Here is a 25,882-nt window from a genome sequence, read left to right on the forward strand (position 1 = left end):
ATTTGATGACTGGGCGAACAGACTTTCCCCTGGCGGACGATACAATGATCAGGCTAAAAACGGCCATACTGAAAAAAGCTTGCTTCTCTTTCATCATCACAAGCTGCGCCATCACCTCGCTTAGTGGTTGCTCAAGCGTAATGACGCGCACCGGTTCCGAACAAGGGTACTACTCCGGCACTCGCGCCAGTATGGATATGTTGCGCGACGACGATACCAGTTGGGCGATGCTGCCGCTGGTGGCGCTTGACCTGCCGTTTTCCGCGATAGCCGATACCCTGTTGCTGCCTTATGACTATTATCGTTCAGGGCATGACCACACCTCTATGCACGATCGCATTCAACAAAGTGAGCAAGAGAACCAGAGCGCCGGTTCACCGCCCACGACCGCTGCCCACAATCAGCTTTAATCCGCGCTTGCCTTAATATTGCCTCACGCGGACGCAGCCACGACAAAAAGCTGATTAAATCCGTTAATTTCGCGCATATACGCGATATGTCGGCCATCGGGTGAGAACACCACCGCATCCGCACTGGGCGCCTTTTCCGCACGCCGAGTCAAGCGAACTAACTCACCGGTTGCAGCGTCACACAACATGATGCCGTTGTCACAGATGAAAGCCAGCGAGCGACCATCAGGACGCCAGTTAAACGCCGACTGAATGCCATGTGGCGTCTGCGTGATCTGCCGGGGTTCGCCGCCATTGGGGGAAATCGTCCACAGTTGAACGATGCCGTTGTCATCCTTCATCAAAAAAGCGATGACGCTGCCGTCGGGTGAAGCCCGCAGCCAGTGACGAGGTTGGTTCACCAATCCAGGATAACGGCGATGCTGAGTAAAAGTCAGGCGGCGTTGCCGTACCCCCCGCGGCGGTGCGGGCATCGTTGTGGCGGTGCCTGCCAGCGGCGTTTCCCCGGCGCGAGCGTAATCCGCCAGTTCCTCTGGCAAATCGACAATAAAGACTTCCGGCACTTTCTCTCCCGCCGCCGAAAGCGTATCGCCAATAAAGGCTAGCGCCCAGCGCTGCCGCGTACCATCAGGACGACGATACCCGCCGGAACCGATCCAACCCTCTTCATAGGCGCGATTAATGTCGTCGCTGCCAGGGCGAGGATGCGGCGTCGTCCGGCTGACCAGCACACAATAGTGGCTGCCGTCATATTCCCGCGGATGCGCTTTCGGCACGGTTGTCGGCGACAGCGGCACCGCCACGCCGACATTGCGTAAATCCAGCGCCGGGTCGATTTCGTGCAAGACATGATCGTTGTAGGTAAAACTCACCCGGCTGGCATCCGGGCTGAATACGTGCACATGCGTTCCGCCACGCAGCGCGCCAGCCTGATAGGGTGGCGTAATCGAAAATGCATCCAGCGTCACTGTCTGACCTGGAAGATTGTCATGGACGATAACGCCACGGCGGTGATGAAAATCATATTGCCACTGACTATCCGGGTTTTCCGGCCCATGAATAAATAAATAGCGCAGCGGCTCTTGCGGGCTACAGGTCACGACACCGACATGCGCACCGGCTTCAGCCCGGTAGATCACCTCGGTTTCGCGGCTATAGAGGTTAACCCGCTCAATAGTCAGTCCGGTAAATGAAGATCCATGAGGCCTGACATCATAAACCAGCCAATTTCCATCACATGACCAGGCATTAATATTGGTTATCTGATGACCAGCAGTATTAAACGTTAACTGTAGTTCTTTAGGCAAATCATCTCTCCATGTAATTACAGCTAATCAACACTTTGTAAATTAAATTCAATTTAATGTATAAGTTATTGTTTTACCAACTTAAACAAAGAACGACTGGATGCGTTGTTATTCAAAAAAATAGAACAAGATCCTCAATAACATACGTTATCTATTTCATTAGCATAGGCGTAACATTATTCATATCGAAAGGGCATCACCTTTCATCTTTATCAATCAGAATAGGATAAGACATTATGAAAAACTTAAAAACCATCGCTGCTGCTGTCGTACTCGCTACCCTGTCTTTCGGCGCTTCCGCCGCTGATTATGTGTCTGCACATCAGGCGCAGAATCTGGAAAAAACCGGTGTGGTTAGCGCAACGGCTAAAGACCTGAGCTCTCTGCAAGCACAGTTGGCTGAAAAAGCGGAAAAAGCGGGCGCTACATCATATAGCATCACTTCTGCAACCGGTAATAACCTGCTGCGCGGTACTGCGGTAATTTATAACTAATATTAGCTTTATCAGTATTACCCTCTTCCGGCTTGTCTCCTCATCAGGACAAGCCGGTTTTTTTTAGTTGGGGATAATGTATATCGTCAGATGATTATCCTACGCGTTCAACGTCGCCCACCAGAAAGATGTAAGACAAGGCCCCTATCAGCGCAACCGCGGCAATATAGGTTAACGCGGGAGCGAAACCGTAATCCTGCGCCAGATAACCGATAATCAACGGTACGGTAATTCCGCCAAGGCCACCGACGAAGTTGAATACTCCGCCGGTCAAACCAATCAGACGGATCGGCGCCAATGACGAAATCAGTGACCAGGTGATGGAGGCAAACCCATTGCCAAAGAAAGCGACGGCCATTAACGTCATGATCCAGATCGGTTCGTTGGTATAGTTAGCGCCCATAATGCAGGTTGAAATCAATAAACCACAGATGATGGGCGTTTTACGGGCAAATCCTATCGATTTACCGCTACGCACCAGGCGATCAGCCACAAACCCTGACAATAACACACCGAAAAACGCGGCCAGAAAGGGAACAACCGTCATGAAGCCTGCGGTCAATGCGCTGATGTGCTTTTCCTGCGTCAGGTAATTTGGGAACCAGGTCAGGAAGAACCACAGCGTCGACGTCACCGCAAACTGCCCGATATACACGCCAATCAGTTTACGGTTAAACACCAGCTTCCAGTCAGCAGCGGTTAAAGGCATGCGGGATTTTTTCTCAGACGGCGCATCACCATCAATGATACCGCCGCCGGTGGCGATATAGTCCAGTTCCGCCTGATTGATCTTTTTATTTTTTTTCGGTGGCTGATAAACAAAATGCCAGATGAGCGCCCAGACGATGCCGATCCCGCCCGTGACAATAAATACCCAGTGCCAACTCATAAGCTCCTGAAGCCAAATGAGCAAAGGCGTCAAAAATGCCAAACCGGCAAATTGCCCGGAGGTATAGAACCCAACGGCGGAGGCCCGCTCCTGCTCAGGAAACCAGCTTGTCACCATGCGATTATTGGTCGGAAAAGCGGGTGCTTCAAATAACCCGGTCAACGCCCGTAAACCGATTAATGATGCCAGGCCGGTGGCAAACCCCTGTAATAACGTGGCGACCGACCATCCCATAATGGCAATAAAATAGGTCAGCTTTGAGCCGACGCGATCAAGAAACCATCCCCCTGGAATTTGGAATAACGTATATGTCCAGGCGAATGCTGAAAATATATATCCCATTTGCGTTTTAGTAATACCAAACTCTTCCTGAATATGAGCCGAAGCCACAGCCAGATTAGCACGATCCACATAACAAATGACGACCGTAATAAATATCATCAGTAATGTGAGATAGCGTCGTTTTGTAGGACGGGTAGTTAATGTTATATCCATCTTATATTCCTGTTATCGCTATTTATTTTATTACGCGGACGGTAATCTTTTCCATCCGCTGTTTTGAGATATAAACAACACCAGCAGGTGGTATGCTTTTGTTTTTCCCCGGTATAAGCGCACTATCTCAATATTCATTGAGATAGCGGGCCAGATAATGGCAATGATTATTTATATTCCCCTGGTGGACAAAATAACCTCGCTTCAATTTGATAATGGAACGCCATAAAAAGCCGTAAGAATCCCCCAAGCCAATAAAAATAATCACCCGCATAAAAAATAAATATATGTGTGGTAATCGTTATTTAATCGCTATAATGCGTTAGAGAATCGTTCTACTTTATTATTACCATTCGGCTTATTACCATTCTGCAACCGCGCCGTCAGGATAACGCCATACCGGGTTACGCCAATCAGGTGCATTTTTACTACGTTCAATGACCAGGTCTTCATTAATATCAACCCCAAGGCCGGGTTTATTCAGGGGATAAAAATGACCGTCTGTCATGACAAAGTCTTCTTTATTTATTACATAATCCAACAGTTCGGCGCCTTTATTATAATGAATACCCATACTTTGCTCCTGAAACACCGCGTTACGCGCAACAAAGTCAAGATGTAAACAGGCCGCCAATGCAATGGGCCCCAGCGGACAATGCGGCGCCAAAGCAACGTCATAAGATTCCGCCATTGCCGCAATTTTAAAGCACTCTGTAATGCCGCCTGCGTGAGATAAATCAGGCTGAATAATGGCCAAACCGCCATCCGCCAGCACCCGCTTGAAGTCAAAACGGGAGAACATACGCTCTCCTGCCGCAATCGGCAGATGGGTTTGCGCCGCCAGACGAGGATAATATTCCGCCTGTTCAGCCAGAACCGGTTCTTCAATAAATAAAGGGCGATACGGCTCCAGTTCTTTGATTAGAATTTTCGCCATCGGTGCATCGACGCGGCCATGAAAATCCAGACCGAATTCGATGCTGTTACCAAAGGCCTCACGAATTTCGGCCACTACCGCAACCGCGGCATCCACCTTGCGTGAGTTATCGATAATGCCCATTTCCTCACAGCCGTTCAGCTTAAACGTGTCGAAACCAATTTCCGTCAGCTTTCTGATCCCCGCAATCACCTCCGCAGGACGATCGCCCCCTACCCAGCTGTAGGCTTTGATTTTATCGCGCACCAGGCCGCCCAGTAATTGATACACCGGCACGCCCAGCACCTTGCCTTTGATATCCCATAAGGCCTGATCGATACCGGCGATCGCGCTCATCAGGATTGGGCCGCCCCGGTAGAAACCCGCCCGGTAAAGCACTTGCCAGATGTCATTAATACGGGCCGGATCCTGGCCGATCAGATAGTCGGACAGTTCATGGACGGCGGCTTCAACGGTACGCGCGCGGCCTTCAATAACCGGCTCGCCCCAACCGACAACACCTTCATCGGTTTCAATCTTCAGGAACATCCAGCGAGGCGGCAGCCGGTACGTGGTAAGTTTGGTAATTTTCATAGAACAGCATCCTTATAGGCGTTAACAAATGCATGCGCGTTTTGCGCCGTAACGTCGACCGACTGTCCGTCTCGGTAAAGATCGCTACCTAATCCGGCGCCGATGCAACCCGCGCGCAGGTAATCCTTCAGGTTTTCCGGCGTCACCCCGCCGACGGCAAAGACGGGAATCTCTTTTGGCAAGACCGCTTTCAGCGCCTTGATATAATCCGGCCCAAATGCCGACGACGGAAAAATTTTCAATGACTGAGCGCCGGCATCCAGCGCGGTAAATGCTTCCGTGGCAGTGGCGCAGCCGGGACAGACCGTCATGCCGTAATCGACGGCCCGACGGATCACCGCGGGAGAAATGTTGGGCGTCACGACCAGCTTGCTGCCGATATGATGCAACTGATCAACCGCATCAGGCTGCAACACCGTCCCCGCGCCAATCAGCGCGCGATCGCCAAAATGCTCAATCGCCAGTTGAATACTGTGATAGGGATTTGGCGAATTCAGCGGGATCTCCACCGCATCAAATCCCGCATCCAGCAACACGGCGATATGTTCCGCCACCTCGTCTGACGTAATGCCGCGCAAAATGGCAATCAAGGGAAGATTAGTCTGCCAACTCATGAACGATGCTCCTTATACCTGCCTGAAAAGCCTGATCGCCATCAAGTAACCGCCAACGCAATCCGGCGAATGACAATGCCTGCTCATAGCGCGCCGTCAGCGCTGGCGAACCGACCAGCGTAATCGGCTCGTCCGCCGCCACCTGATAGTGGCGCCGCATTTGCGACACCTCATTACCGATAAGTAATCCTGATAGCCAGTCACTGACCGCACTTTTGTCCAAGCGGCCCAACACATGCGCCGCACGGGTTTCAAACAGGCAACGAACGATATTATCATCATGAAAAGCGAGGGCCAATCCTTGCTGAAAAGCCTGTGGCGCAGGTTGCTGCTCACGTAATCCCATGCCAATCAGCGAGTGCGTCATCAATAGATGGTGAAGTTCGCCGGTCATCACCGTGCGGAAATCCAGCACATTGCTGTCATCAGTCCGCACCCACTTCGAATGCGTGCCCGGCATCAGGTAGAGCGGCGAGGGACATTCACGATACGCGCCGATAAGTTGGGTTTCCTCACCGCGAATCACATTGCAGTTATCGTCCCGCTCAATACTCAGGCCGGGGACAATCCAGGCGGATAACGGCCTGGCTTCCTCTACCCGCGTCAGCCGATGGGCCACTTCCGTCAACCGCATCGGACAAGGGAGATAAGGCACCGACAACCAGCCGGCAGTGCTGCCAATCATGCCAGCCATGACCACGGGTACATTATGCTGCCGCCAGGGTGCGACAAGGTGCTGAAAAACCTGCCGCGGCGTCTGGCCGTTTAACCGCGTGACGCCCGCTTCGGACTTCATCGTGTCGATACAAACGCCATCCAGGTACAACCAGGCCCGCAGGTTGGTCGATCCCCAGTCAACCGCGATATAGCTTTCACTCATGTAATATCCTTTAGTCGTTTCGTAGAACTGGCGATCATGGTTAGCGCCGCCTGTTCCGCCGCATCAGCGTCCTGATGCCGGATAGCATCGTAAAGATCCTGATGCTCCCGCAGCGTGCGCGGCATGTTAGCGTTATCCGGCATATAGGTTCGCTCGAACACCGCCCGCTGCAACGAACTGATAGCCACGCTAAGCTGTTGCAATACCGGGTTATGTACCGCCGCCAACACCGCTTCATGAAAGCGAATATCCGCTTCGTTAAACGCATCGCGATCCTGGTGATTGGCGATCATGTCGTTTAACGCCGCTTCGATAACCGCCAGTTCGCTTGAGGTCGCCCGTTCCGCGGCCCAGCGGGCAATCGTCGGTTCGACCAGATTACGCACCTCGCTCATGGCGCGGATCAGCCGCGGGTCATAGTCGGTGGCCAGAACCCATTGCAATACATCGGTATCCAGGTAATTCCACTGGTTACGCGCCGCCACAAACGCACCGCGATACCGCTTTACCTCCACCAGCCTTTTAGCCATCAGCGCTCTGAAAACCTCACGAATAATGTTGCGTGAGGTTTGAAACTCTTCGCATAATTCCGCCTCTGCCGGTAATGACGCTCCGGGAGCGTACTTACCGCCAACAATTTGCTGACCAATATTCAGAATGATGCGGTCGGTTTTACTCAATTCCTGTTTATTCATCGTCACCTCAGAGAAACAAAACGGGTTGATATCGCTTCCTTTACTTTACCTGTCATGCCGCTGAGCGTCGTAGAACTGTTGCACAATAACCGCCACATAAGCTTCTTTCTTGGGTTGATTGTAGTGCTATTTATATTTGTTGTACTACAATCCAGATCACAAAACGAACACTAGAACAATTTTGCAACCTATATAGCCAATAAATTTCAACACTCAGATAATCAGGGATGGATAAACAGTGAGTTGGCGGGTATCGCTTGCTAGGCATTAACCCTTTGATTTCAATTAAATTAGGTGATTGACAACGCAGACAGGGCGCCGTTTGTACCGGCAGAAACCCTCATTGAAGGCAAAACAGCGTGGTTAAACGACCCGGAAAACAGGGTTGTCTTCTTAGCGTATCCTCCCGCCTTATCGTTAAACACGTTATGACAGAGCTTCACTAATAATCAAAAATTAAACGGACTTTCCTCACATCATAGGACAGTCCGTTTTTTTTATGCGGATGTTAATTATGCGGCCGGTTTGCCATCCCACTCATCATTGAGCACAAATTTCTCGATCGCATAGGCCACGCCATCTTCCTGATTGGTTTTAGTCACAAACCGACTGATTGCTTTCACCGTTTCAATGGCATTGCCCATCGCCACCCCCAGCCCGGCATACTCCAGCATCGCCAGATCGTTTTCCTGATCGCCCAGCGTCATCACGCTTTCACGCGCGATGCCAAGGTGCTCGGCCAGCATTCTCACCCCTGCGCCTTTATTCACACGCTTATCCAGAATTTCCAGATAAAAAGGGGCGCTCTTCATGATGGTATAGCGCTCAAACGCCTGCGGCGGGATCTGGCTGATGGCGTGATCCAACAGCGGCGGCTCATCAATCATCATGACTTTCGGGAAGGTCATGCTGCGATCCATCTCCTCCACCGTGCGATATTTCAGCGGGATACCGGTCAAATGTGATTCATGAACGGTATAAGCGCTAATGTCTTTGTTGGCGGTATAGACAAAATTGAAATCCATCGCGTGAAAATGAACATTCAGTCTGCGGGAGAGCGCTTCAAAATAGAGATAATCATCAAAGCTCAGCGTTGTTTGCGCCACACACTCGCCATTTATCGCACGCTGTACCAGGGCGCCATTATTGGTGATGCAAAAGCAATCTTCCTGCTGCAAATCCAGTTCCACCAGATAACGCGCCACGCCAATGAACGGGCGACCCGTCGCCAGCACCACCTGGACGCCTTTCGCTCTTGCCGCCGCGATAGCCGCTTTCACCGCGGGAGAAATTTGATTTTGCGGCGTCAGTAACGTCCCATCCATATCAATTGCGATCAGTTTTATAGACATAATTTTTCCCACATCACCGTATGTGTTTTTATGCTAACGCGATTCAGCGATGAAGTCGCCAGTGAAATACCATGTGATAACATGTTTATGATATATATAGTAAAAAGCGTTACTGGCCGTACACGACATCATCCACGTTTCAGGTCGGCGATTTCCCGGTGCAAATAAACCAGTTCCTCTACCAGATCACGGCAGAGGATCGCGTTCATCAGGTGATCCTGCGCATGCGCCAGAATCAGATTGACCGGGATTTTCCCGCAGCCTTCATCCGCACTGATCAGTGACGTTTGGATCTGGTGAGCCTTACGCGCCGCCACAGACGCCGAATTCAGCATCTGATCCATCTTTCCCCAATCATGTTCTCTGGCCGCGCGCAATGCTGCCATAGCATCCGAACGCGCTTCTCCGGCATAAATGATCAATTCCATGAGGGTGTTTTCATCCAGTTTCATCAGTGACTCTCCTGGGTTTCCAATGACGTTTGTTCCTGCACTCAAAGCTGGCGCTCATACATTTTGAAGAAGAGGTAATAGATCAGCGACATCGCGGCACGGTATACAGGAGATTGGCAACCTGAAGATGACGGGCTATCCTGAAACGCGGGATTTAGCGCATCATATTGAGGGCGTCATTCAGAATCTTTTCACCATTCATCGTGCCGTAATCAATGGTATTGATAACCGCAATCGGTTTATTTTTTTCCTCCGCAATATCTTTAAACTCAACCAGTTTATATTTAATTTGCGGTCCAAGCAGGCAGCAGTCACATTCATCAATCACGTCGCTAAACTCGTTAAATCCCACCGCTTTTATTTCAATATCAATACATTTTTCTTTTGCGACTTTCTCCATCCGCTGGACTAACATGCTGGTGGACATCCCCGCCGCACAACAGAGTAAGAGCCTCTTCATCCCGCACCTCATCGCGTGTTTTTTTTATTCAAGCAAGATAGGGAATAATATGCCACCGGTTTCATATTGGGTTTTATAATCTTTGAACATGATCATAAACAGGCGCGCAGTGCGAAAAAACGACGCTATTTATTATTTCATGATGATAAAAACAAGAGGGATTTCTTTATAACGAATGGCATTTAACCAAATATCATGACAGGCCGGAACACCGGCCTGTCATGATGGTTGGCGAAAGGGATTATCAGATATCGATATTCATCGCTTTCAGGGCGTTCTCTTCGATAAACGCCCGACGAGGTTCAACCGCATCGCCCATCAGCGTGGTAAATAACTCATCGGCGGCAATCGCATCTTTCACGTTCACACGCAACATGCGACGGCTGGTGGGATCCATAGTGGTTTCCCACAACTGTTCCGGGTTCATTTCTCCCAGACCTTTATAACGCTGGATCGACAGACCGCGACGGGATTCTTTCACCAGCCAATCCAGCGCCTGTTCGAAACTAGCGACCGGTTGGCGACGCTCGCCACGCTCGATGTACGCATCTTCTTCAATCAGACCACGCAGTTTTTCGCCCAGTTGGTTCAGCTTGCGGTACTCGCCACCCATGACGAAGCTTGCGCCCAGCAGATAGTCGGTATCCACGCCGTGAGTACGCACACGCAGCGCCGGTTCGACAAGCTGACGTTCCTTATCTTCATGGATCACAAAGCTATAGGCGCTGCCATGCACTTCCTGCTCGTTCAAACTGATGACCAGCGCTTCAATCCACTGTTGTACCTTTGCTCTATCGCTCAAATCGGCTTCCGTCAATGCGGGCTGATAGATCAAACGGTTAAGCAGTGCGCGCGGGAAGCGACGCTCCATACGGCCAATCATTTTCTGCACGGCGTAATGCTCAGACACCAGCTTTTCCAGCGGTTCTCCCGCCAGCGCCGGAGCGTGGGCATTGGCGTGCAACGTCGCCCCGTCCAGCGCCAGCGCAATCTGGTACTGATCTATGGCTTCGTCGTCTTTGATGTACTGTTCCTGCTTGCCTTTCTTCACTTTGTACAGCGGCGGCTGAGCGATATAAACGTGGCCGCGTTCAATAATTTCAGGCAGTTGACGATAGAAAAAGGTCAACAACAGAGTACGGATGTGAGAACCATCGACGTCGGCGTCGGTCATGATAATGATGCTGTGATAACGCAGCTTGTCCGGGTTGTATTCATCCCGGCCAATGCCGCAACCCAGCGCCGTAATCAACGTGGCGACTTCCTGCGAGGAGAGCATCTTATCGAAACGCGCTTTCTCAACGTTAAGGATCTTGCCTTTCAGCGGCAGGATCGCCTGATTCTTACGGTTACGCCCCTGCTTGGCAGAGCCGCCCGCGGAGTCCCCTTCCACCAGGTAGAGTTCGGAAAGCGCCGGGTCGCGCTCCTGACAGTCAGCCAATTTACCCGGCAGCCCGGCCAGATCGAGCGCACCTTTGCGGCGCGTCATATCACGCGCTTTACGCGCCGCTTCACGAGCTCGCGCCGCATCAATGATTTTACCCACCACAATTTTGGCATCCGACGGATTTTCCATCAGATAGTCCACCAGCTTCTCGTTCATCAACGATTCAACCGCGGTTTTCACTTCGGAAGAAACCAGCTTGTCTTTGGTCTGTGAGGAGAATTTCGGATCGGGCACTTTAACGGAAACCACCGCAATCAGCCCTTCACGCGCATCGTCGCCGGTGGCGCTGATCTTGGCTTTCTTGCTGTAGCCCTCTTTATCCATATAGGTGTTCAGGGTACGGGTCATCGCCGCGCGGAAACCGGCCAGGTGCGTACCGCCGTCACGTTGCGGAATATTGTTGGTAAAGCAGTAAATATTTTCCTGAAAACCATCATTCCACTGCAAAGCGACTTCAACGCCGATGTCGTCTTTCACGGTGGAGAAATAGAATACGGTGGGATGGATTGGCGTTTTGTTGCGATTGAGGTAATCGACGAATGCTTTGATCCCGCCGTCATAATGGAAGTGATCGGCTTTGTCTTTTTCGCGCTCGTCAATCAGGCGGATTGATACGCCGGAGTTAAGAAATGACAATTCACGCAGACGCTTGGCCAGGATCTCATATTCGAATTCCACCACGTTGGTGAAGGTTTCCAGACTCGGCCAGAAACGGACTGTCGTACCGGTTTTCTCGCTCTCACCCACCACTTTCAGCGGAGCCTGCGCCACGCCGTGGCGATAAGTCTGTTCATGAACTTTACCTTCGCGGCGGATCACCAGTTCCAGTTTTTCAGACAGGGCGTTAACGACCGATACCCCTACGCCGTGCAAACCGCCGGAAACTTTATAGGAGTTGTCATCAAACTTGCCGCCGGCATGCAGCACCGTCATGATCACTTCCGCGGCGGAGATCCCTTCTTCTTCATGGATCCCGGTGGGAATTCCACGGCCATCATCCTGTACCGAAACGGAGTTATCAGCGTGGATAGTGATGATAATGTCTTTACAATAGCCAGCGAGCGCCTCGTCGATAGCGTTGTCCACAACCTCGAATACCATATGATGCAGACCAGTACCGTCGTCCGTATCACCGATGTACATACCTGGACGTTTACGTACCGCATCCAGCCCTTTCAATACCTTGATACTTGAGGAGTCATAAGAATTCGACATCAACGTTTCCCGCTCATTTTAGTCCTGTGATTGAACCGTTATTTTACCCTGTTCCACGCGGAACATCTTGCCCTTTTCACCAACCATGTCGTCTATCTGCTCAGCGCTGACGGCGCTGACAAAAACCTGTGCATGGGTGGCTTTTAACCGTTCGGCCAGCAAACGGCGGCGGGCACTATCCAGTTCGGAAGCAAAATCATCAATCAGATACAGACAGCGCAGTCCGTTCTGACGGGTGAGGAACTCACCCTGGGCCAATCTTAATGCGCACATCAGCAGTTTTAGCTGACCGCGGGATAGCATATCCTCTACGGCCACGCCGCTGGCGCGGATACGAAAGTCGGCTTTATGCGGCCCAAGCGCCGTGTAGCCCAACAGCCGGTCACGTTCAAACTGACGCTCCAGCAGTTCGGCGTACTCACTCTCTTTGTCCCAGCCGCGCTGGAACGAAAACCCCAGCGAAAACTCAGGCAGGAATTGCGTACAGGTTGCAGAGATATCCTCGACAATCGCTTCACTGTACTGCGCCCGCCATTCGCTGATACGTTCGGCCAACGGCACCAGTTCCTGATCCCAGGCTCTGAGTTGACCATAATGGCTCACCTGACGCAGCGCGGCATTGCGCTGACGCAGCAGGCGTTTCATATTGCTCCAGGCGGAGAAAAAACCAGGCTCGTTATGAAAACAACCCCAGTCGAGGAAAGCGCGGCGAAATTTCGGCCCGCCATTTAGCAGGGTAAAACCTTCGGGTGTAATAAGCTGAATCGGCAACAACTGCGCGAGTTCAGCCACTTTATGGCCATCGCTGCCGTCAATACGCACTTTACTGTCGCCTTGACGGTTTTTGCTCAGCCCGATGGCACGTTCTTTCTCCGCGCTGTCGATACGGCCATGCAGGACAAATTCCGCCTGATCGTGACGGATTACGCGCGCCGCCTGCACGCTGCGGAACGCCCGTCCATGCCCCAGCGTATAAATCGCTTCCAGCACGCTGGTTTTACCACTGCCATTCGCCCCGACCAAAAAGTTAAAGCCGGGCGCCAGCGCCAGATCAGCCGCTTCAATATTACGAAAATCTTTAATCAGAAGACGAGTAAGCGCCATGCGACTGTTTCATGTATTCAAAGGCGTGATTGCCGCAGACAAATTGGGACCAGGCGCAGCCCAATCCCAATCTGGCAAGTAAAATAGCCCGCCATACGGCTAGAGGCGCATTGGCATAACGACATAAGCCGCCGCCCGACTCGCGCCGTCTTCAATCTGTACGCTGGAAACCGAGTCGGTCAGCAGCAAGCGCACGTCCTCGCACTTCAGCGCATTCAGAACGTCCAGCACGTAGCTGACATTAAACCCGATCTCCATCTCGGTACCCTCATATTGTACATCTAGGATCTCTTCCGCTTCTTCCTGTTCAGGGTTATTGGCGGTGATCTTCAACTGGTTATGAATGAGGTGCAGCCGCACGCCGCGAAATTTTTCATTCGACAATATCGCGGCGCGGGAAAATGCCTGTTTCAGCAAATCACAACTGGCTTCCAGCGCTTTATCCGGATTCTTCGGTAAAACGCGGCGATAATCGGGAAAACGGCCATCAACCAGCTTAGACGTAAAGATAAAATCACCGACATGCGCGCGAATATTATTACTACCGATTTGCAGTTGCAGCGGTGTATCGCCGCCATCCAGCAAACGAACCAATTCCATTACGCCCTTACGCGGCACGATCACCGAATGCGACGGCAAAGGCTGACCTACCGGCATGGCGCACACCGCCAGTCGATGTCCATCTGTTGCCACGGTGCGCAACTCCTCGCCTTCGGTTTCAAACAACATGCCGTTGAGGTAGTAACGCACATCCTGATGCGCCATCGAAAACTGCGTGGCCTCGATCAGCCGCTTCAACGTGGCTTGCGGCAGGGAAAATTCCACGTCACTCTGCCAGTCATCCAGATTGGGAAAATCCGCAGCAGGCAAGGTTGACAGCGAAAAACGACTACGACCGGAGCGCACCAGCATACGATCGCCATCCAGCATGATGGAGATTTCCGCGCCGTCCGGCAGCCCCCGGCAGATATCGAAGAGTTTACGGGCCGGCACCGTGGTCGCGCCCGGTTCATGCGGCTGCGTGAGCGCCACTTTCGCCACCATCTCCATTTCGAGATCAGTACCGGTCAGCGACAACGCCCCCTCGGTCACCTGTATCAATAGGTTGCCCAGAATCGGTAATGTCGGCCGGCCGCCCAACGGACTGCTGACCTGTTGCAGTGGCTTTAACAGATGTTCGCGTTCAACAATGAATTTCATAATGTTATGAAGATAATGTTCTGATTAAATTGGAAAAATCTTCTTTGATGTCGTGACTTTCCTCACGGAGCTGTTCGATTTTACGACAGGCGTGCAACACCGTGGTATGGTCACGTCCACCAAACGCGTCGCCGATTTCCGGCAGGCTATGGTTGGTCAGTTCTTTGGCCAGCGCCATCGCCATCTGACGTGGGCGCGCCACTGAACGGGAACGACGTTTAGACAACAGATCGGCGACTTTGATTTTATAATATTCCGCCACTGTCTTCTGAATATTGTCGATAGTCACCAGTTTTTCCTGCAATGCCAGCAGATCTCGCAGCGCTTCACGCACAAAATCAATGGTGATGGAACGCCCGGTAAAGTTGGCATTGGCGATAACCCGGTTCAATGCGCCTTCCAACTCACGCACGTTGGAACGCAGACGTTTTGCGATAAAGAAAGCCACTTCGCCGGGCAGACGAATGTCATTTTCATCCGCTTTCTTCATCAGGATCGCCACGCGGGTTTCCAACTCCGGCGGTTCAATGGCAACCGTCAGCCCCCAGCCAAAACGGGACTTCAGTCGGTCTTCCACACCATTGATTTCTTTAGGATAGCGATCGGAAGTCAGAATGATTTGCTGATTACCTTCCAACAAGGCATTAAACGTATGGAAAAACTCTTCCTGAGAACGCTCTTTGTTGGCAAAAAACTGAATATCATCAATCAGTAACGCATCGACAGAACGGTAGTAGCGTTTGAACTCTTCAATCGCATTGTTCTGCAACGCTTTCACCATATCCTGCACGAAGCGCTCAGAATGCATGTAAACCACTTTGGCGTTGGCTTTGCGGGCAATAATGCCGTTGCCCACCGCATGCAACAAGTGCGTTTTACCTAGCCCCGTGCCGCCGTACAAAAACAACGGGTTATAGGCGCCGCCCGGATTGTCCGCCACCTGACGCGCTGCCGCCCGCGCCAACTGGTTTGACTTACCTTCAACAAAGTTATCAAACGTATGCTTGGGGTTCACATTGGAACGATAGGTATGTTCAGCCTGCGCCGGTGAATTATCCCAGCTTGGGCGCACCGGCGCCGAACGGGTCTGCGGCGCTGTCGCAACACTAACATGATGATGATTGACGGGCTGGCTTACCGCCTGAACCAATGGTTTGCTCCCGACCTCAAAACGCAGCAGCGGGGCATCCATTCCACAGAAATCATTGAGCAAACCATTGATGTTATTTAAATACTTATCACGAACCCAATCCAGTACGAAACGATTGGGGGCGTAGAGCGCCAGAGTGTTATCACTCAGTTCTGCCTGCAATGGGCGTATCCACATACTGAATTCTGTGGCAGGTAACTCATCCTGCAAACGGGCAAGACACTGCTGCCAAAGCGAAAGTGACACGGCGGACTCCACTCGAACAAGAACGATCAAAAAGAAAAGAATTAAGAAACGTTATTTATGTGACTCATGATTTTGGCGCCCATTCCCCATCCCGCAACGCAACGGAAAACAGGCGCACCGCGTTATCTAAGCGGATGACCGTGACGATCCCGACGAAGGATCACCAACGGGACGGCGGATCATAACCTAATCCACAGAAGAGATCCTCCCCTTCTGCACAGTTTTGATCCTTTTTATCCACAGGCTATTCTTATAGCAGCTTTGTGCGGTGCATGACAAAGATCGGATCTTTCCCGCTCTGGCCTGCGTGTCCGGACGACGATCAAGAATAAACCCGATGACAAGATCCTTACGATGACCGCGATCATGATCTTGCGGGAGAGATCTTCGCAGGATCCTTGCGCTTTATTATAGAGTCCGTATAATTCCCAGCCCGCGCGTCTACGCCTGTTTTCTGTGCTCAGCCAGACAGAAATCCAAAAATAGTTGGCATGGCTGGCATGTGAAGTGTGATGTTAATTGACTCAGGACTGTACAATTATTACAATCCCGCCTCTTTCAGTTATATATGATTGCAGTTATATAATTGTTATATGCGATTGAGGCGTCGGTTATTTTCACGCCGAGTAGCCAAACGCGTTTACTGTGAAGTCGTGTTCAATCTCCGCGCCAGCAGGGATGAACCGTTAATTATCCAAGTTTAGGTAGAAATCGCCATGAAACGCACTTTCCAACCGTCCGTATTGAAGCGTAACCGTAGCCACGGTTTCCGTGCTCGTATGGCCACTAAAAATGGTCGTCAGGTTCTGGCCCGCCGTCGTGCGAAAGGCCGTACTCGTCTGACTGTTTCTAAGTAATAAAAGCTAACCCGCCGAGTGGTTAAGCTCGCTTTTCCCAGGGAGTTACGTTTGTTAACTCCCAGCCATTTCACTTTCGTCTTCCAGCAGCCGCAACGGGCTGGCACGCCGCAAATCACTATCCTCGGCCGCCTGAACACGCTGGGGCATCCCCGCGTCGGTCTTACCGTCGCCAAAAAGCATGTTAAACGTGCTCATGAACGCAATCGGATTAAACGCCTGACGCGCGAAAGCTTTCGCCTGCATCAACATTCATTGCCGGCAATGGATTTTGTGGTGATTGCGAAAAAAGGGGTGTCTGAACTGGATAACCGAACATTGACGGAAGCGTTGGAAAAACTATGGCGTCGGCACTGTCGTTTGGCTCACGCCTGCTGATCGGGTTGATACGTGGTTATCAACTCGTTATCAGTCCGTTACTTGGACCACATTGCCGGTTCCGGCCAACGTGTTCACAATACGGAATTGAGGCAATACGCAGGTTCGGCATGATAAAAGGCAGTTGGTTGACGCTCAAACGCGTATTAAAATGCCACCCTTTGAACCCTGGTGGTGATGACCCCGTACCGCCAAAAACCGACAATAACAGAGAACATTAACGATGGATTCGCAACGCAATCTTCTTCTCATCGCTCTGCTATTCGTGACCTTTATGCTCTGGCAAGCCTGGGAAACGGACAAAAATCCGCCAGCGACCACGCAGGCCATACAGCAGGCGACGAATGCAGCTTCCGGTGATGCTACCAACCAGGGCGTACCGGCCAGCGGTCAAGGTCAACTTATCACGGTGAAAACCGATGTATTGTCTTTGACCATCAATACCCGTGGCGGCGATATCGAGCAAGCGCACCTGCTGGCTTACCCGGATACGCTGGGTTCAGACAAACCCTTCCTGCTGCTGGAAACCACACCCGAGTTTGTCTATCAAGCGCAAAGCGGTCTGACCGGCAAGAACGGCCCGGATAATCCGGCCAATGGTCCGCGTCCGTTGTTTACCGTCACTCAGGATCATTTTGAACTGGCGGACGGTCAAAACGAACTGCGCATTCCGATGACCTACACCACGGCGGATGGCGTCACTTATACTAAAACGTTCGTTCTGAAACGTGGCGACTACGCGCTGAATGTTGACTACAGCGTCAACAACACTAGTGCGCAGGCGTTGGAACTGACCTTGTTCGGCCAGTTGAAGCAATCCATTGACTTACCCAAACATCGCGATACCGGCAGCAGCAACTTTGCTCTGCATACTTATCGTGGCGCCGCATTCTCTTCCAGCGAAGATAAATACCAGAAATACAGCTTCAGCGATATGGAAGAATCCCTGAATATCACCACCAACGGTGGCTGGGTCGCGATGCTGCAACAATACTTCGCTACCGCCTGGATCCCAACAACCACGGGCAGCAACACGTTCTATTCATCTCAACTGGGCAACGGACAAGCGGCTATCGGCTTCAAAGCCACGCCTGTCGTCGTCCCGGCCGGCAGCCAGCAGAATCTGAATGCGACGCTGTGGGTCGGCCCGGAGATTCAGGACAAAATGGCTGCCGTAGCGCCGCATCTGGATCTGACGGTTGATTACGGTTGGTTGTGGTTCATTTCTCAACCGCTGTTCAAACTGTTGAAATTCCTGCACGGTTTTATCGGCAACTGGGGCTTCTCCATCATCGCCATTACCTTTATCGTGCGCGGTATCATGTACCCGCTGACCAAGGCGCAATATACCTCTATGGCGAAAATGCGCATGCTGCAACCGAAGTTGCAGGCGATGCGCGAACGCGTCGGTGACGACAAACAGCGCATGAGTCAGGAAATGATGGCGTTGTACAAGTCAGAGAAAGTTAACCCGCTGGGCGGCTGTTTCCCGCTGTTGATTCAGATGCCGATCTTCCTGGCGCTGTATTACATGTTGATGGGCTCCGTTGAACTGCGTCATGCGCCGTTCGCCCTGTGGATCCATGACCTGTCCGCACAAGACCCGTACTATATTCTGCCGCTGCTGATGGGGGTGACGATGTTCTTCATTCAGAAGATGTCGCCGACCACCGTTACCGATCCGATGCAGCAGAAAATCATGACTTACATGCCGGTTATTTTCACGGTGTTCTTCCTGTGGTTCCCATCAGGTCTGGTGCTGTACTATATCGTCAGCAACCTGGTGACCATCCTCCAGCAGCAGTTGATTTATCGCGGTCTGGAAAAACGCGGCTTGCACAGCCGCGAGAAGAAATAATCCGGTTGATGACCAACCTGATACCCAGCGTAAGGCGGTCAATGACCGCCTTATTTTTTATTCAGAACGAGTTGTAACCAGCCTGGCGGCAGACAGGCGCCAACGCAGAGAGAACACCATGAGCCATACCGACACCATCGTTGCCCAAGCCACGCCACCGGGACGCGGCGGGGTAGGTATTTTGCGCGTTTCGGGACCGGCGGCCTCAGACGTGGCGCTTGCCGTTCTGGATAAGTTGCCCAAACCCCGCTATGCGGATTATCTGCCGTTTCGGGATACGGATGGCACAACGCTCGATCAAGGGATCGCGCTCTGGTTCCCCGGCCCAAATTCCTTTACCGGTGAAGATGTGCTGGAACTTCAGGGACACGGCGGCCCGGTCATTCTTGATTTACTCCTGCAACGTATCCTGACGCTGCCTGACGTGCGCATCGCCCGCCCCGGCGAGTTCTCCGAACGCGCATTTCTTAATGACAAGCTCGATCTGGCGCAGGCGGAAGCCATTGCCGATTTGATTGACGCCAGTTCTGAACAGGCCGCACGTTCCGCACTCAATTCGCTACAAGGCGCCTTTTCCAACCGGATTAATCATCTGGTCGAGACACTGACGTACCTGAGAATCTACGTTGAGGCCGCCATCGACTTCCCCGATGAAGAGATCGATTTTCTCTCCGATGGCAAGATAGAAGCGCAATTAAACAACGTCATGGCCGATCTGGATGCGGTCAGAACCGAAGCGCACCAAGGCAGCCTGCTGCGTGAAGGCATGAAAGTGGTGATCGCCGGACGTCCTAATGCCGGTAAATCCAGTCTGCTCAATGCGTTAGCGGGCCGTGAAGCGGCGATTGTGACCGATATCGCCGGTACAACCCGCGACGTGCTGCGTGAACATATTCATATTGACGGCATGCCGCTGCACATCATTGATACCGCCGGTCTGCGCGACGCGAATGATGAAGTCGAACGCATCGGTATTGAACGCGCCTGGCAGGAAATCGAGCAGGCCGATCGTGTGCTTTTCATGGTGGACGGCACCACCACGCAAGCCGTGGAGCCGTCCGTAATCTGGCCGGAGTTTATGGCGCGTCTGCCAAAAACCCTGCCCATTACCGTGGTGCGCAATAAAGCGGACATCACTGGCGAAACGCTGGGCATTGAAGAAGTGAATACTCACTCACTTATTCGCCTGTCAGCCCGTACCGGTGAAGGCATTGATACGCTGCGTGATCATCTCAAACAAAGCATGGGGTTCACCAGCAACACCGAAGGCGGCTTTCTGGCACGTCGCCGACACTTGCAGGCGCTGGAACAGGCCGCTTGGCATTTGGTTCAGGGTAAAGAGCAACTGGTCAGCGCCTACGCGGGAGAGCTACTGGCTGAAGAACTGCGCCTGGCGCAACATTGCTTAAGTGAAATTACCGGCGAATTCACCTCAGATGACCTGCTGGGAAGGATTTTCTCCAGTTTCTGTATCGGGAAGTGAGTCCGGTTCCGCAGATGTCCACCCTGTTCCGCTAATCCCATATGACTGATTGTTTTATGGGATTTGTCTTTCCATTCTGGTTTATACCTTTCCACTGAAAGCCAGCGCTTTTTGTGCCCACGTCTGTGCCCATGCATCGATTTTCAATGTGTCCATGTTCAAATTTTAGTCTAAAAATAGTACCCAAAAGGCACAAAAAATAGTATAAAAAACAGGCAAATTGCCTTTTCTATGGGCACGGTAAGAACTGGTATTTTTTAAAAAAACATTATTATCAATATATTGAACACTTATCTCATGGGCACAAAGGTAGGTGAAATATGGCGCTTACAGATACCAAGCTGAAAAGTCTCACCACTCGAAGCAACACATGGCAAGTCGCGGATGGTAATGGGCTGTTTATCGAGATTCTGCCAACAGGGCGCAAAGTATGGCGTCTGCGTTATCGCTTTTTGGGTAAGCAAGAGAAGGCCACCCTGGGCGAGTATCCGGCGTTCACGCTTGCCGAAGCCCGGCGCTGGCGCGAGGAATGCCGCGCCATGATCGCTCACGGCGTCAGTCCGGCACAGAAAAAGCAGCAAGATAAAACCAAGCAAAAAGAACCCACCACGGTGGAAGCCTTCTCCAAACGCTGGCTAACAGATATCGTTGAGCGTACCAACCGGCACCCGCGCAATATTGTACGCATTCTCGATAAAGATATTATTCCCGTTATCGGAAAGCTAAAGATCGAAGACCTCACCACCGCACAGGTACAGGAGGTAATCGACCGCATCAAGCTGCGCGGCTCCGATCATGTCGCCCTTCTCGCCCGCAATGTGCTGAAACGCATGCTGGCCTATGCCATCTCGCGTGGGATCATATTCAACAACCCCGCCGCCGCCATCGAAGCCCGTTATATAGCGCAAGCGTCCAGCCGGGATGTTTCTTTGACCGCGGAAGAGATCGGCATATTGCTGCGCGGTATCTATACCTCCGGCATGAACCGTCGCCACAAGCTGGCCCTCCACCTGCTGATTCTGTGTATGGTGCGCAAAAGCGAGTTAATCGAGGCAACCTGGGATGAAGTTAACTTTCTCACCGCCGAATGGCGCATTCCAGCCGAGCGCATGAAAATGGATAAGGCGCATATCGTTCCCTTGTCCAGCCAGGCATTGGCCATGTTTGAAGAACTTAAATTTCTGGCGGGTTCGTCGCCTTATGTATTCCCCAGCCGTAATGATTTCCGGCACCCGATCTCTAAAACGACGCTTAATGCCGCGGTGCGCACTCTGGATTTGAATGTTCGCGATTTTGTTATCCACGATTTCCGGCGCACGGCCAGCACCTTACTGCATGAACAGGGATATAATTCCGACTGGGTGGAAAAATGCCTCGCGCATAAGATTGCCGGCGTTCGTGGTGTTTATAACCGGGCGGAATACCTTGGACAACGCCGGGAAATGCTTCAGGCATGGGCGAACTTTGTGGATGCGCAGATCGAAGAAGGCAGGAAAGTCATTATTGGCCGGTTTGGCAAGGCTTATAAAGCAGAAGATGAGGAACGAAAATAAATAATTCACAAGAGAGCGCAATAACCTGATTATTTATTTTTTAAAGACCCGGCAGATAGGATGGCAACTCGATTGCCATCCTATCTGCCGGTAAACAAGCGAAGCGCGTTAGCGGGTCAATCCATTAATTAACGGACTTAACGCATCAAGCAGGGCGGCAGGATTAGCGGGGGCTCCGTTTTCAGCCTGGGAAATCTGAAACTCGGCAATTTCCACGCCGATGATGCTATTTTCTGCAATGACCTGGCTGGCATGGTAAAGATCGTCTAATGACAATCCTCCAGAGACCTCATATTCCGTAGGAACGATACCGGGTTCCAATACATCACAATCCAGATGGACATAAACCGCCCGGCCATTAATGGCGCGCCGCAATCCTTCGGCCAGCCCGCCGCCTCCCGGCACCCATTGCAATTTTCCGTTGTCGATCAGTTTTTGCTCCGGGGGATCAATATCGCGGGCCCCTGCCAGTATCACCGCCGATAAATCTAAACCGCTGCCTAGGCCCGAATCCCATAAACCGGCCGGCCCCGCGATGGAAAAGCCGCCAAGATAGCCCGTCACAGAAGTGGCCGGGGTATTCAGGTCCGCATGGGCATCGAACCAGACTATGCAGGCATCAGGGTAATAGCGGGCAACCACCGGTAATGTTGCTAAAGATGCCGCGCAGCGGCTGGATGCGGTAAAAGGCTTAATATTGTCTGCGAAAAGATGGTTGAGCCGATCGGATAAGGCGATCAATGACGGTCTGGCGGCTTCCAGCGCCTCCCGCCAGCCGCGGCCAATCACCGCACTCGGTGCGCCGATAATCTCAGGTGCTAAGCCTAGCCTTTCCGCCATCAGCGTGCCGATCGCCATAGCGCCGGGCCGCGCCAGGTCGTTGCGATCGCCTACTGTCCCTTGAAATACTGTTATCTGCATCTGATTGATCATAGGATTCTTCATTGGTAAGCAATGGTACTCCGTCGTCTGCTCGTACAACTTATCACGCCATCTGGGGGTTGTGAAAATCCCCCTTTATTTCCCCCACTTTTATTCTGACCGAGCCTCCCCCACCTGTTTTTCAGGTATTGCCACTCAGGCTAGGCAGAATGCGGCTTCGGCGCATTTCCCCCAATAATTACTGCTATATAAATAAAAAGTGGGGGATTACCCTCTTAGCCAATGCCGTTCCCCCACCCTCTCCCGGCTATTCCCCCCTCTCCTCCGGCGGAATCGCGGGCAGAACAGTCTCACCGCTGACGGTGACCAGACCGGCGTTTACCAGCTTATCCAGCCAGCGGGTAAACTTCTTGTCGACGTTCAGGCCGAGGGTCCGCAGGTCCTGACGTAACTGCGATTTGGTGCAGACGCCGTCGTTAACGGTGCGGCCACGGATACACTGCCAGAGGGCAATATGATTAGCCGTCAGATAAGGGATACCGGCCAGTGCCGGGTCGGCTTGTGCAGCGGTATTAATTTCCCTTGGACGGTCATATAACACTAACGATTCCACCGGCTCGCCATCTTCATCCACATAGACCGTCACCGGCTGCAAATCATAAGCTGAGGCGGAGGGTTCTTCAGCATCCTTCATCTTGGTACAACTCAGCACCAGGGCGTTACCGTCGCCTTCGCGCCGGACGTTAAACTCAGCATCCAGCGCCGCCTGAAAGGCGCTGGAACCACGGGCGCCCCGCTCCTGATCCTTGCCGGAATGATGGACAATCAGTACCGAGGCTTGAGTTACCGCCTTGATGGTGTCACACCCCTGGATAAACGCGCCCATATCTTTGGCCGCATTCTCATCCGAACCGCCAAAGCAGCGGGCCAGCGTATCAAGGATAATCAGGCGCACCGGCATCCCGGTTTCCTGCTCCACGTCGGCGGCGGCCTGAATTACCTGCTGTACGCTCTCCGGGCTGGCGGGAAACACCGGGCAATCCACCCGAAACAGCGCATCGACCGGACTGCCGCCGTTCAGCGTCTGTTCCCAGGCGCGGATACGGCGCGGCACACCGATACCGCCTTCACCCACCACGTAAATCACCGCACCCTGATTCACTCGCCGGTCAGCCCACGGCTTGCCGGTGGCGATATGGCAGGCCCAAGACACCGCCAGAAAAGATTTATATGAACCGCTGGGGCCGTAGATACTGCTGAGCGAATGGCCGGGCAGATGGCCCTTAATCAGGTAATCCTGGCGGGTGTCATAACCGTCAGAGCCCCGGCGCAGGGGAAGTGACGTGGAGAAAGAAGGATGATGAGGGTTAACAGGGTTAATTCCGGGTTTCATAGCTGGCTCTCCCTAACAGGAAAGGTAAACGGGATGGTGTGATGGGTGCCTGGAAGCTGCACAAGATGGCCGCAAGGTGCAAAACGCATGGTTCAATCCCCTCGTCCATAGACGTGCTCGATATAACGGCCGCGTCCATCGCCGTGCCCCAGATCGGTGGAAACCAGAGCGCGAGCTTCTTTCTGGCTGAAACCCTGCTGCCGGTAGTGCTGCATGGCTTCCTGAGCCCAGGCATAACGCAGGCTGTGCGGTGAATATCGGCCGGTGAGTCCGGCGCGGCTGGTTTGGGAGCGCCAGCGGTTCATGACGGTGCGGAGATCGGGTTTATCAATCAAACGCCCGTTATGGGTTGTGGTAATACTCAGCGCCCGATTTACCGCATCCGTGACGGCTTCCCGGTTCAGCACCAGGGTCTGGCGCGGCCGCCCGCCTTTGGTGTCGAACACCACGGTCAGCCGCTCATCGCCACGGCCCAGGGCCTGCAGCCAGGTCTTCAGGGACTGGCTACAACGCACCGCCTCCTCCGAGCGCAGTCCCAACAGACGAGCCAGCTCAAGGGTGGCGGCCAGCCCGGCGTCTTTTTGCTGAAACTGGCTGAGGACATGCTGATAGTGTTCGGCCGTAATGGCAGCGCGGGTTCCCGCCCGACTGGCACCACTTAGGCCAAGCGCCCGGTTACTGAGACGATCCGACTGCACGAGGGTGTGCCGTCCGGCTTCACGCAGGACGGTACGAATAGCGGCCATTTCATTTTGTAGCGTACGTGGTGAAATGCCCTGGCTAAGCCGGTCAGCCATATAGGCTTCAATATGCCCGCTCTTCAGGTACTTTACCGCCCGCACCTGGATATTCAGCGCGAGTAGGTGCTTACCCAGCCGTTCGGTAATACGCAGCCGGTCATGGACGGTCTTGTGACTGCCTCCGCCCTGCCGGGCAAGTTTTTGCATCTCACGTCCAAGTGCTGACATGATGAGTTCCTCTGTCTCCGGCGCGTGGTTTGTCTCGCAACACAGGTGGAATCCTGTGTTGCGCTGAACGGTACCCGTGCGCCGGAGCGGCAGCGGATGAGGTATGGCGGGGTATCGGTGATGCACTCTGTGCAACCGCCTGCGTGAGCAGGGATATCCCCTCAGGCTCGAAAGCCTGCCTCAGGTATCGGTTCAGTCCTCCTTAGTTGATGGGTGATAAGTAAGCGGCTGTTCAGCCCGGCGTACCGGGTGGAAAACCGCAGTGAAAAATGAGCGTGCCGTGCCCGTTGTGAAACGGAACAAACATGCATGGGAATAAAACAGGGTCGTCAGCACTGGCTGGCAGAAAATAAGCAGGCAGAAACTGAACGGCGTAATCGGTCACGTCTGTGTGCCAGGGAAAAGAAAAAAGCTGGATGCCGGAATGAAAAGATAATAATCACTCTAACAATAGAGCAATTGTTCAGACTCAGGATGAAGGTCTCCCACAGGGGCGGCGGCTGTCAAGGATGTTGGCACCCTTAGTCATTTTTTATGCTGCATTTTCCAGCGCTGTTTCCGGCTTATCCGGATTCAACATCACCACTTCG

At 52.6% G+C, this 25,882-nt stretch carries 24 protein-coding genes; 8 read left to right on the forward strand and 16 right to left on the reverse strand.

Annotated features, from left to right (window positions below):
• Nucleotides 1-5: 5 nt before the first annotated feature.
• Nucleotides 6-410, forward strand: coding sequence for a YceK/YidQ family lipoprotein (locus DES54_RS05845; protein ID WP_240634939.1), 405 nt, complete (start codon nucleotides 6-8; stop codon nucleotides 408-410).
• A gap of 23 nt (nucleotides 411-433) precedes the next feature.
• Here DES54_RS05845 and DES54_RS05850 read toward each other — a convergent pair whose 3' ends face one another.
• Complete coding sequence (locus DES54_RS05850) at nucleotides 434-1,717, reverse strand: YidR family protein (protein WP_113865653.1); 1,284 nt, start codon at nucleotides 1,715-1,717, stop codon at nucleotides 434-436.
• 236 nt (nucleotides 1,718-1,953) lie between these two features.
• Between DES54_RS05850 and bhsA the strand changes: the two genes are divergently transcribed.
• Nucleotides 1,954-2,211 (forward strand): multiple stress resistance protein BhsA, encoded by a 258-nt coding sequence (bhsA, locus tag DES54_RS05855; protein ID WP_113865654.1) that lies wholly within the window; start codon nucleotides 1,954-1,956, stop codon nucleotides 2,209-2,211.
• A 94-nt stretch (nucleotides 2,212-2,305) separates the two neighbouring features.
• Here bhsA and DES54_RS05860 read toward each other — a convergent pair whose 3' ends face one another.
• From DES54_RS05860 to dnaA, 12 genes are all read right to left on the reverse strand, one after another.
• Nucleotides 2,306-3,595 (reverse strand): MFS transporter, encoded by a 1,290-nt coding sequence (locus tag DES54_RS05860; protein ID WP_113865655.1) that lies wholly within the window; start codon nucleotides 3,593-3,595, stop codon nucleotides 2,306-2,308.
• 361 nt (nucleotides 3,596-3,956) lie between these two features.
• Nucleotides 3,957-5,105 carry a galactonate dehydratase gene (gene dgoD / locus DES54_RS05865; protein WP_113865656.1) on the reverse strand — a complete coding sequence of 383 codons (1,149 nt, stop codon included), beginning with the start codon at nucleotides 5,103-5,105 and terminating at the stop codon, nucleotides 3,957-3,959.
• A complete protein-coding gene (locus DES54_RS05870) occupies nucleotides 5,102-5,719 on the reverse strand; it encodes a 2-dehydro-3-deoxy-6-phosphogalactonate aldolase (protein WP_113865657.1) in 618 nt (205 codons plus the stop codon). Before DES54_RS05870 ends, dgoD begins: the two co-directional genes overlap by 4 nt.
• Entirely contained in the window at nucleotides 5,703-6,599 is an 897-nt protein-coding gene (locus tag DES54_RS05875; RefSeq protein WP_113865658.1) for a 2-dehydro-3-deoxygalactonokinase, read from the reverse strand. The genes DES54_RS05870 and DES54_RS05875 overlap by 17 nt, the downstream gene beginning before the upstream one ends.
• On the reverse strand, nucleotides 6,596-7,294 hold the full coding sequence (dgoR, locus tag DES54_RS05880) for a D-galactonate utilization transcriptional regulator DgoR (protein ID WP_113865659.1): 699 nt from the start codon (nucleotides 7,292-7,294) through the stop codon (nucleotides 6,596-6,598). The genes DES54_RS05875 and dgoR overlap by 4 nt, the downstream gene beginning before the upstream one ends.
• A gap of 512 nt (nucleotides 7,295-7,806) precedes the next feature.
• A complete protein-coding gene (gene yidA / locus DES54_RS05885; protein ID WP_113865660.1) occupies nucleotides 7,807-8,646 on the reverse strand; it encodes a sugar-phosphatase in 840 nt (279 codons plus the stop codon).
• A 128-nt stretch (nucleotides 8,647-8,774) separates the two neighbouring features.
• Entirely contained in the window at nucleotides 8,775-9,098 is a 324-nt protein-coding gene (locus DES54_RS05890) for a PTS lactose/cellobiose transporter subunit IIA (protein WP_113865661.1), read from the reverse strand.
• 154 nt (nucleotides 9,099-9,252) lie between these two features.
• Nucleotides 9,253-9,558 (reverse strand): PTS sugar transporter subunit IIB, encoded by a 306-nt coding sequence (locus tag DES54_RS05895; protein ID WP_113865662.1) that lies wholly within the window; start codon nucleotides 9,556-9,558, stop codon nucleotides 9,253-9,255.
• A gap of 244 nt (nucleotides 9,559-9,802) precedes the next feature.
• Nucleotides 9,803-12,220, reverse strand: coding sequence for a DNA topoisomerase (ATP-hydrolyzing) subunit B (gene gyrB / locus DES54_RS05900; protein WP_113865663.1), 2,418 nt, complete (start codon nucleotides 12,218-12,220; stop codon nucleotides 9,803-9,805).
• Nucleotides 12,221-12,238: 18 nt separating this feature from the next.
• Nucleotides 12,239-13,324 (reverse strand): DNA replication/repair protein RecF, encoded by a 1,086-nt coding sequence (gene recF, locus DES54_RS05905; protein ID WP_113865664.1) that lies wholly within the window; start codon nucleotides 13,322-13,324, stop codon nucleotides 12,239-12,241.
• A gap of 99 nt (nucleotides 13,325-13,423) precedes the next feature.
• Entirely contained in the window at nucleotides 13,424-14,524 is a 1,101-nt protein-coding gene (gene dnaN / locus DES54_RS05910) for a DNA polymerase III subunit beta (RefSeq protein ID WP_113865665.1), read from the reverse strand.
• A 4-nt stretch (nucleotides 14,525-14,528) separates the two neighbouring features.
• On the reverse strand, nucleotides 14,529-15,920 hold the full coding sequence (gene dnaA / locus DES54_RS05915) for a chromosomal replication initiator protein DnaA (protein ID WP_113865666.1): 1,392 nt from the start codon (nucleotides 15,918-15,920) through the stop codon (nucleotides 14,529-14,531).
• Nucleotides 15,921-16,636: 716 nt separating this feature from the next.
• Here dnaA and rpmH point away from each other — a divergent pair.
• From rpmH to DES54_RS05945, 6 genes are all read left to right on the forward strand, one after another.
• Nucleotides 16,637-16,777 carry a 50S ribosomal protein L34 gene (rpmH, locus tag DES54_RS05920; protein WP_004093983.1) on the forward strand — a complete coding sequence of 47 codons (141 nt, stop codon included), beginning with the start codon at nucleotides 16,637-16,639 and terminating at the stop codon, nucleotides 16,775-16,777.
• 18 nt (nucleotides 16,778-16,795) lie between these two features.
• Entirely contained in the window at nucleotides 16,796-17,155 is a 360-nt protein-coding gene (gene rnpA, locus DES54_RS05925; protein WP_113865667.1) for a ribonuclease P protein component, read from the forward strand.
• Nucleotides 17,119-17,376, forward strand: coding sequence for a membrane protein insertion efficiency factor YidD (gene yidD, locus DES54_RS05930; protein ID WP_009115145.1), 258 nt, complete (start codon nucleotides 17,119-17,121; stop codon nucleotides 17,374-17,376). The genes rnpA and yidD overlap by 37 nt, the downstream gene beginning before the upstream one ends.
• A 2-nt stretch (nucleotides 17,377-17,378) precedes the next feature.
• Nucleotides 17,379-19,013, forward strand: a complete 1,635-nt coding sequence (gene yidC, locus DES54_RS05935; protein ID WP_113865668.1) for a membrane protein insertase YidC — start codon at nucleotides 17,379-17,381, stop codon at nucleotides 19,011-19,013.
• 118 nt (nucleotides 19,014-19,131) lie between these two features.
• Nucleotides 19,132-20,496 carry a tRNA uridine-5-carboxymethylaminomethyl(34) synthesis GTPase MnmE gene (mnmE, locus tag DES54_RS05940; protein ID WP_113865669.1) on the forward strand — a complete coding sequence of 455 codons (1,365 nt, stop codon included), beginning with the start codon at nucleotides 19,132-19,134 and terminating at the stop codon, nucleotides 20,494-20,496.
• A gap of 320 nt (nucleotides 20,497-20,816) precedes the next feature.
• Nucleotides 20,817-22,049, forward strand: a complete 1,233-nt coding sequence (locus DES54_RS05945) for a tyrosine-type recombinase/integrase (RefSeq protein ID WP_113865670.1) — start codon at nucleotides 20,817-20,819, stop codon at nucleotides 22,047-22,049.
• Between the two features lie 108 nt (nucleotides 22,050-22,157).
• Here DES54_RS05945 and DES54_RS05950 read toward each other — a convergent pair whose 3' ends face one another.
• The 3 genes from DES54_RS05950 to DES54_RS05960 form a co-directional block, all read right to left on the reverse strand.
• Nucleotides 22,158-22,982 carry an arginase family protein gene (locus DES54_RS05950; RefSeq protein ID WP_113865671.1) on the reverse strand — a complete coding sequence of 275 codons (825 nt, stop codon included), beginning with the start codon at nucleotides 22,980-22,982 and terminating at the stop codon, nucleotides 22,158-22,160.
• Between the two features lie 256 nt (nucleotides 22,983-23,238).
• Nucleotides 23,239-24,324 carry a helicase RepA family protein gene (locus DES54_RS05955; protein ID WP_113865672.1) on the reverse strand — a complete coding sequence of 362 codons (1,086 nt, stop codon included), beginning with the start codon at nucleotides 24,322-24,324 and terminating at the stop codon, nucleotides 23,239-23,241.
• A 92-nt stretch (nucleotides 24,325-24,416) separates the two neighbouring features.
• A complete protein-coding gene (locus tag DES54_RS05960) occupies nucleotides 24,417-25,292 on the reverse strand; it encodes an integrase domain-containing protein (protein ID WP_113865673.1) in 876 nt (291 codons plus the stop codon).
• Between the last annotated feature and the right edge of the window lie 590 nt (nucleotides 25,293-25,882).

Origin of the sequence: Brenneria salicis ATCC 15712 = DSM 30166, from assembly GCF_003315515.1 — a bacterium.
Classification (GTDB): Bacteria; Pseudomonadota; Gammaproteobacteria; order Enterobacterales; family Enterobacteriaceae; genus Brenneria; species Brenneria salicis.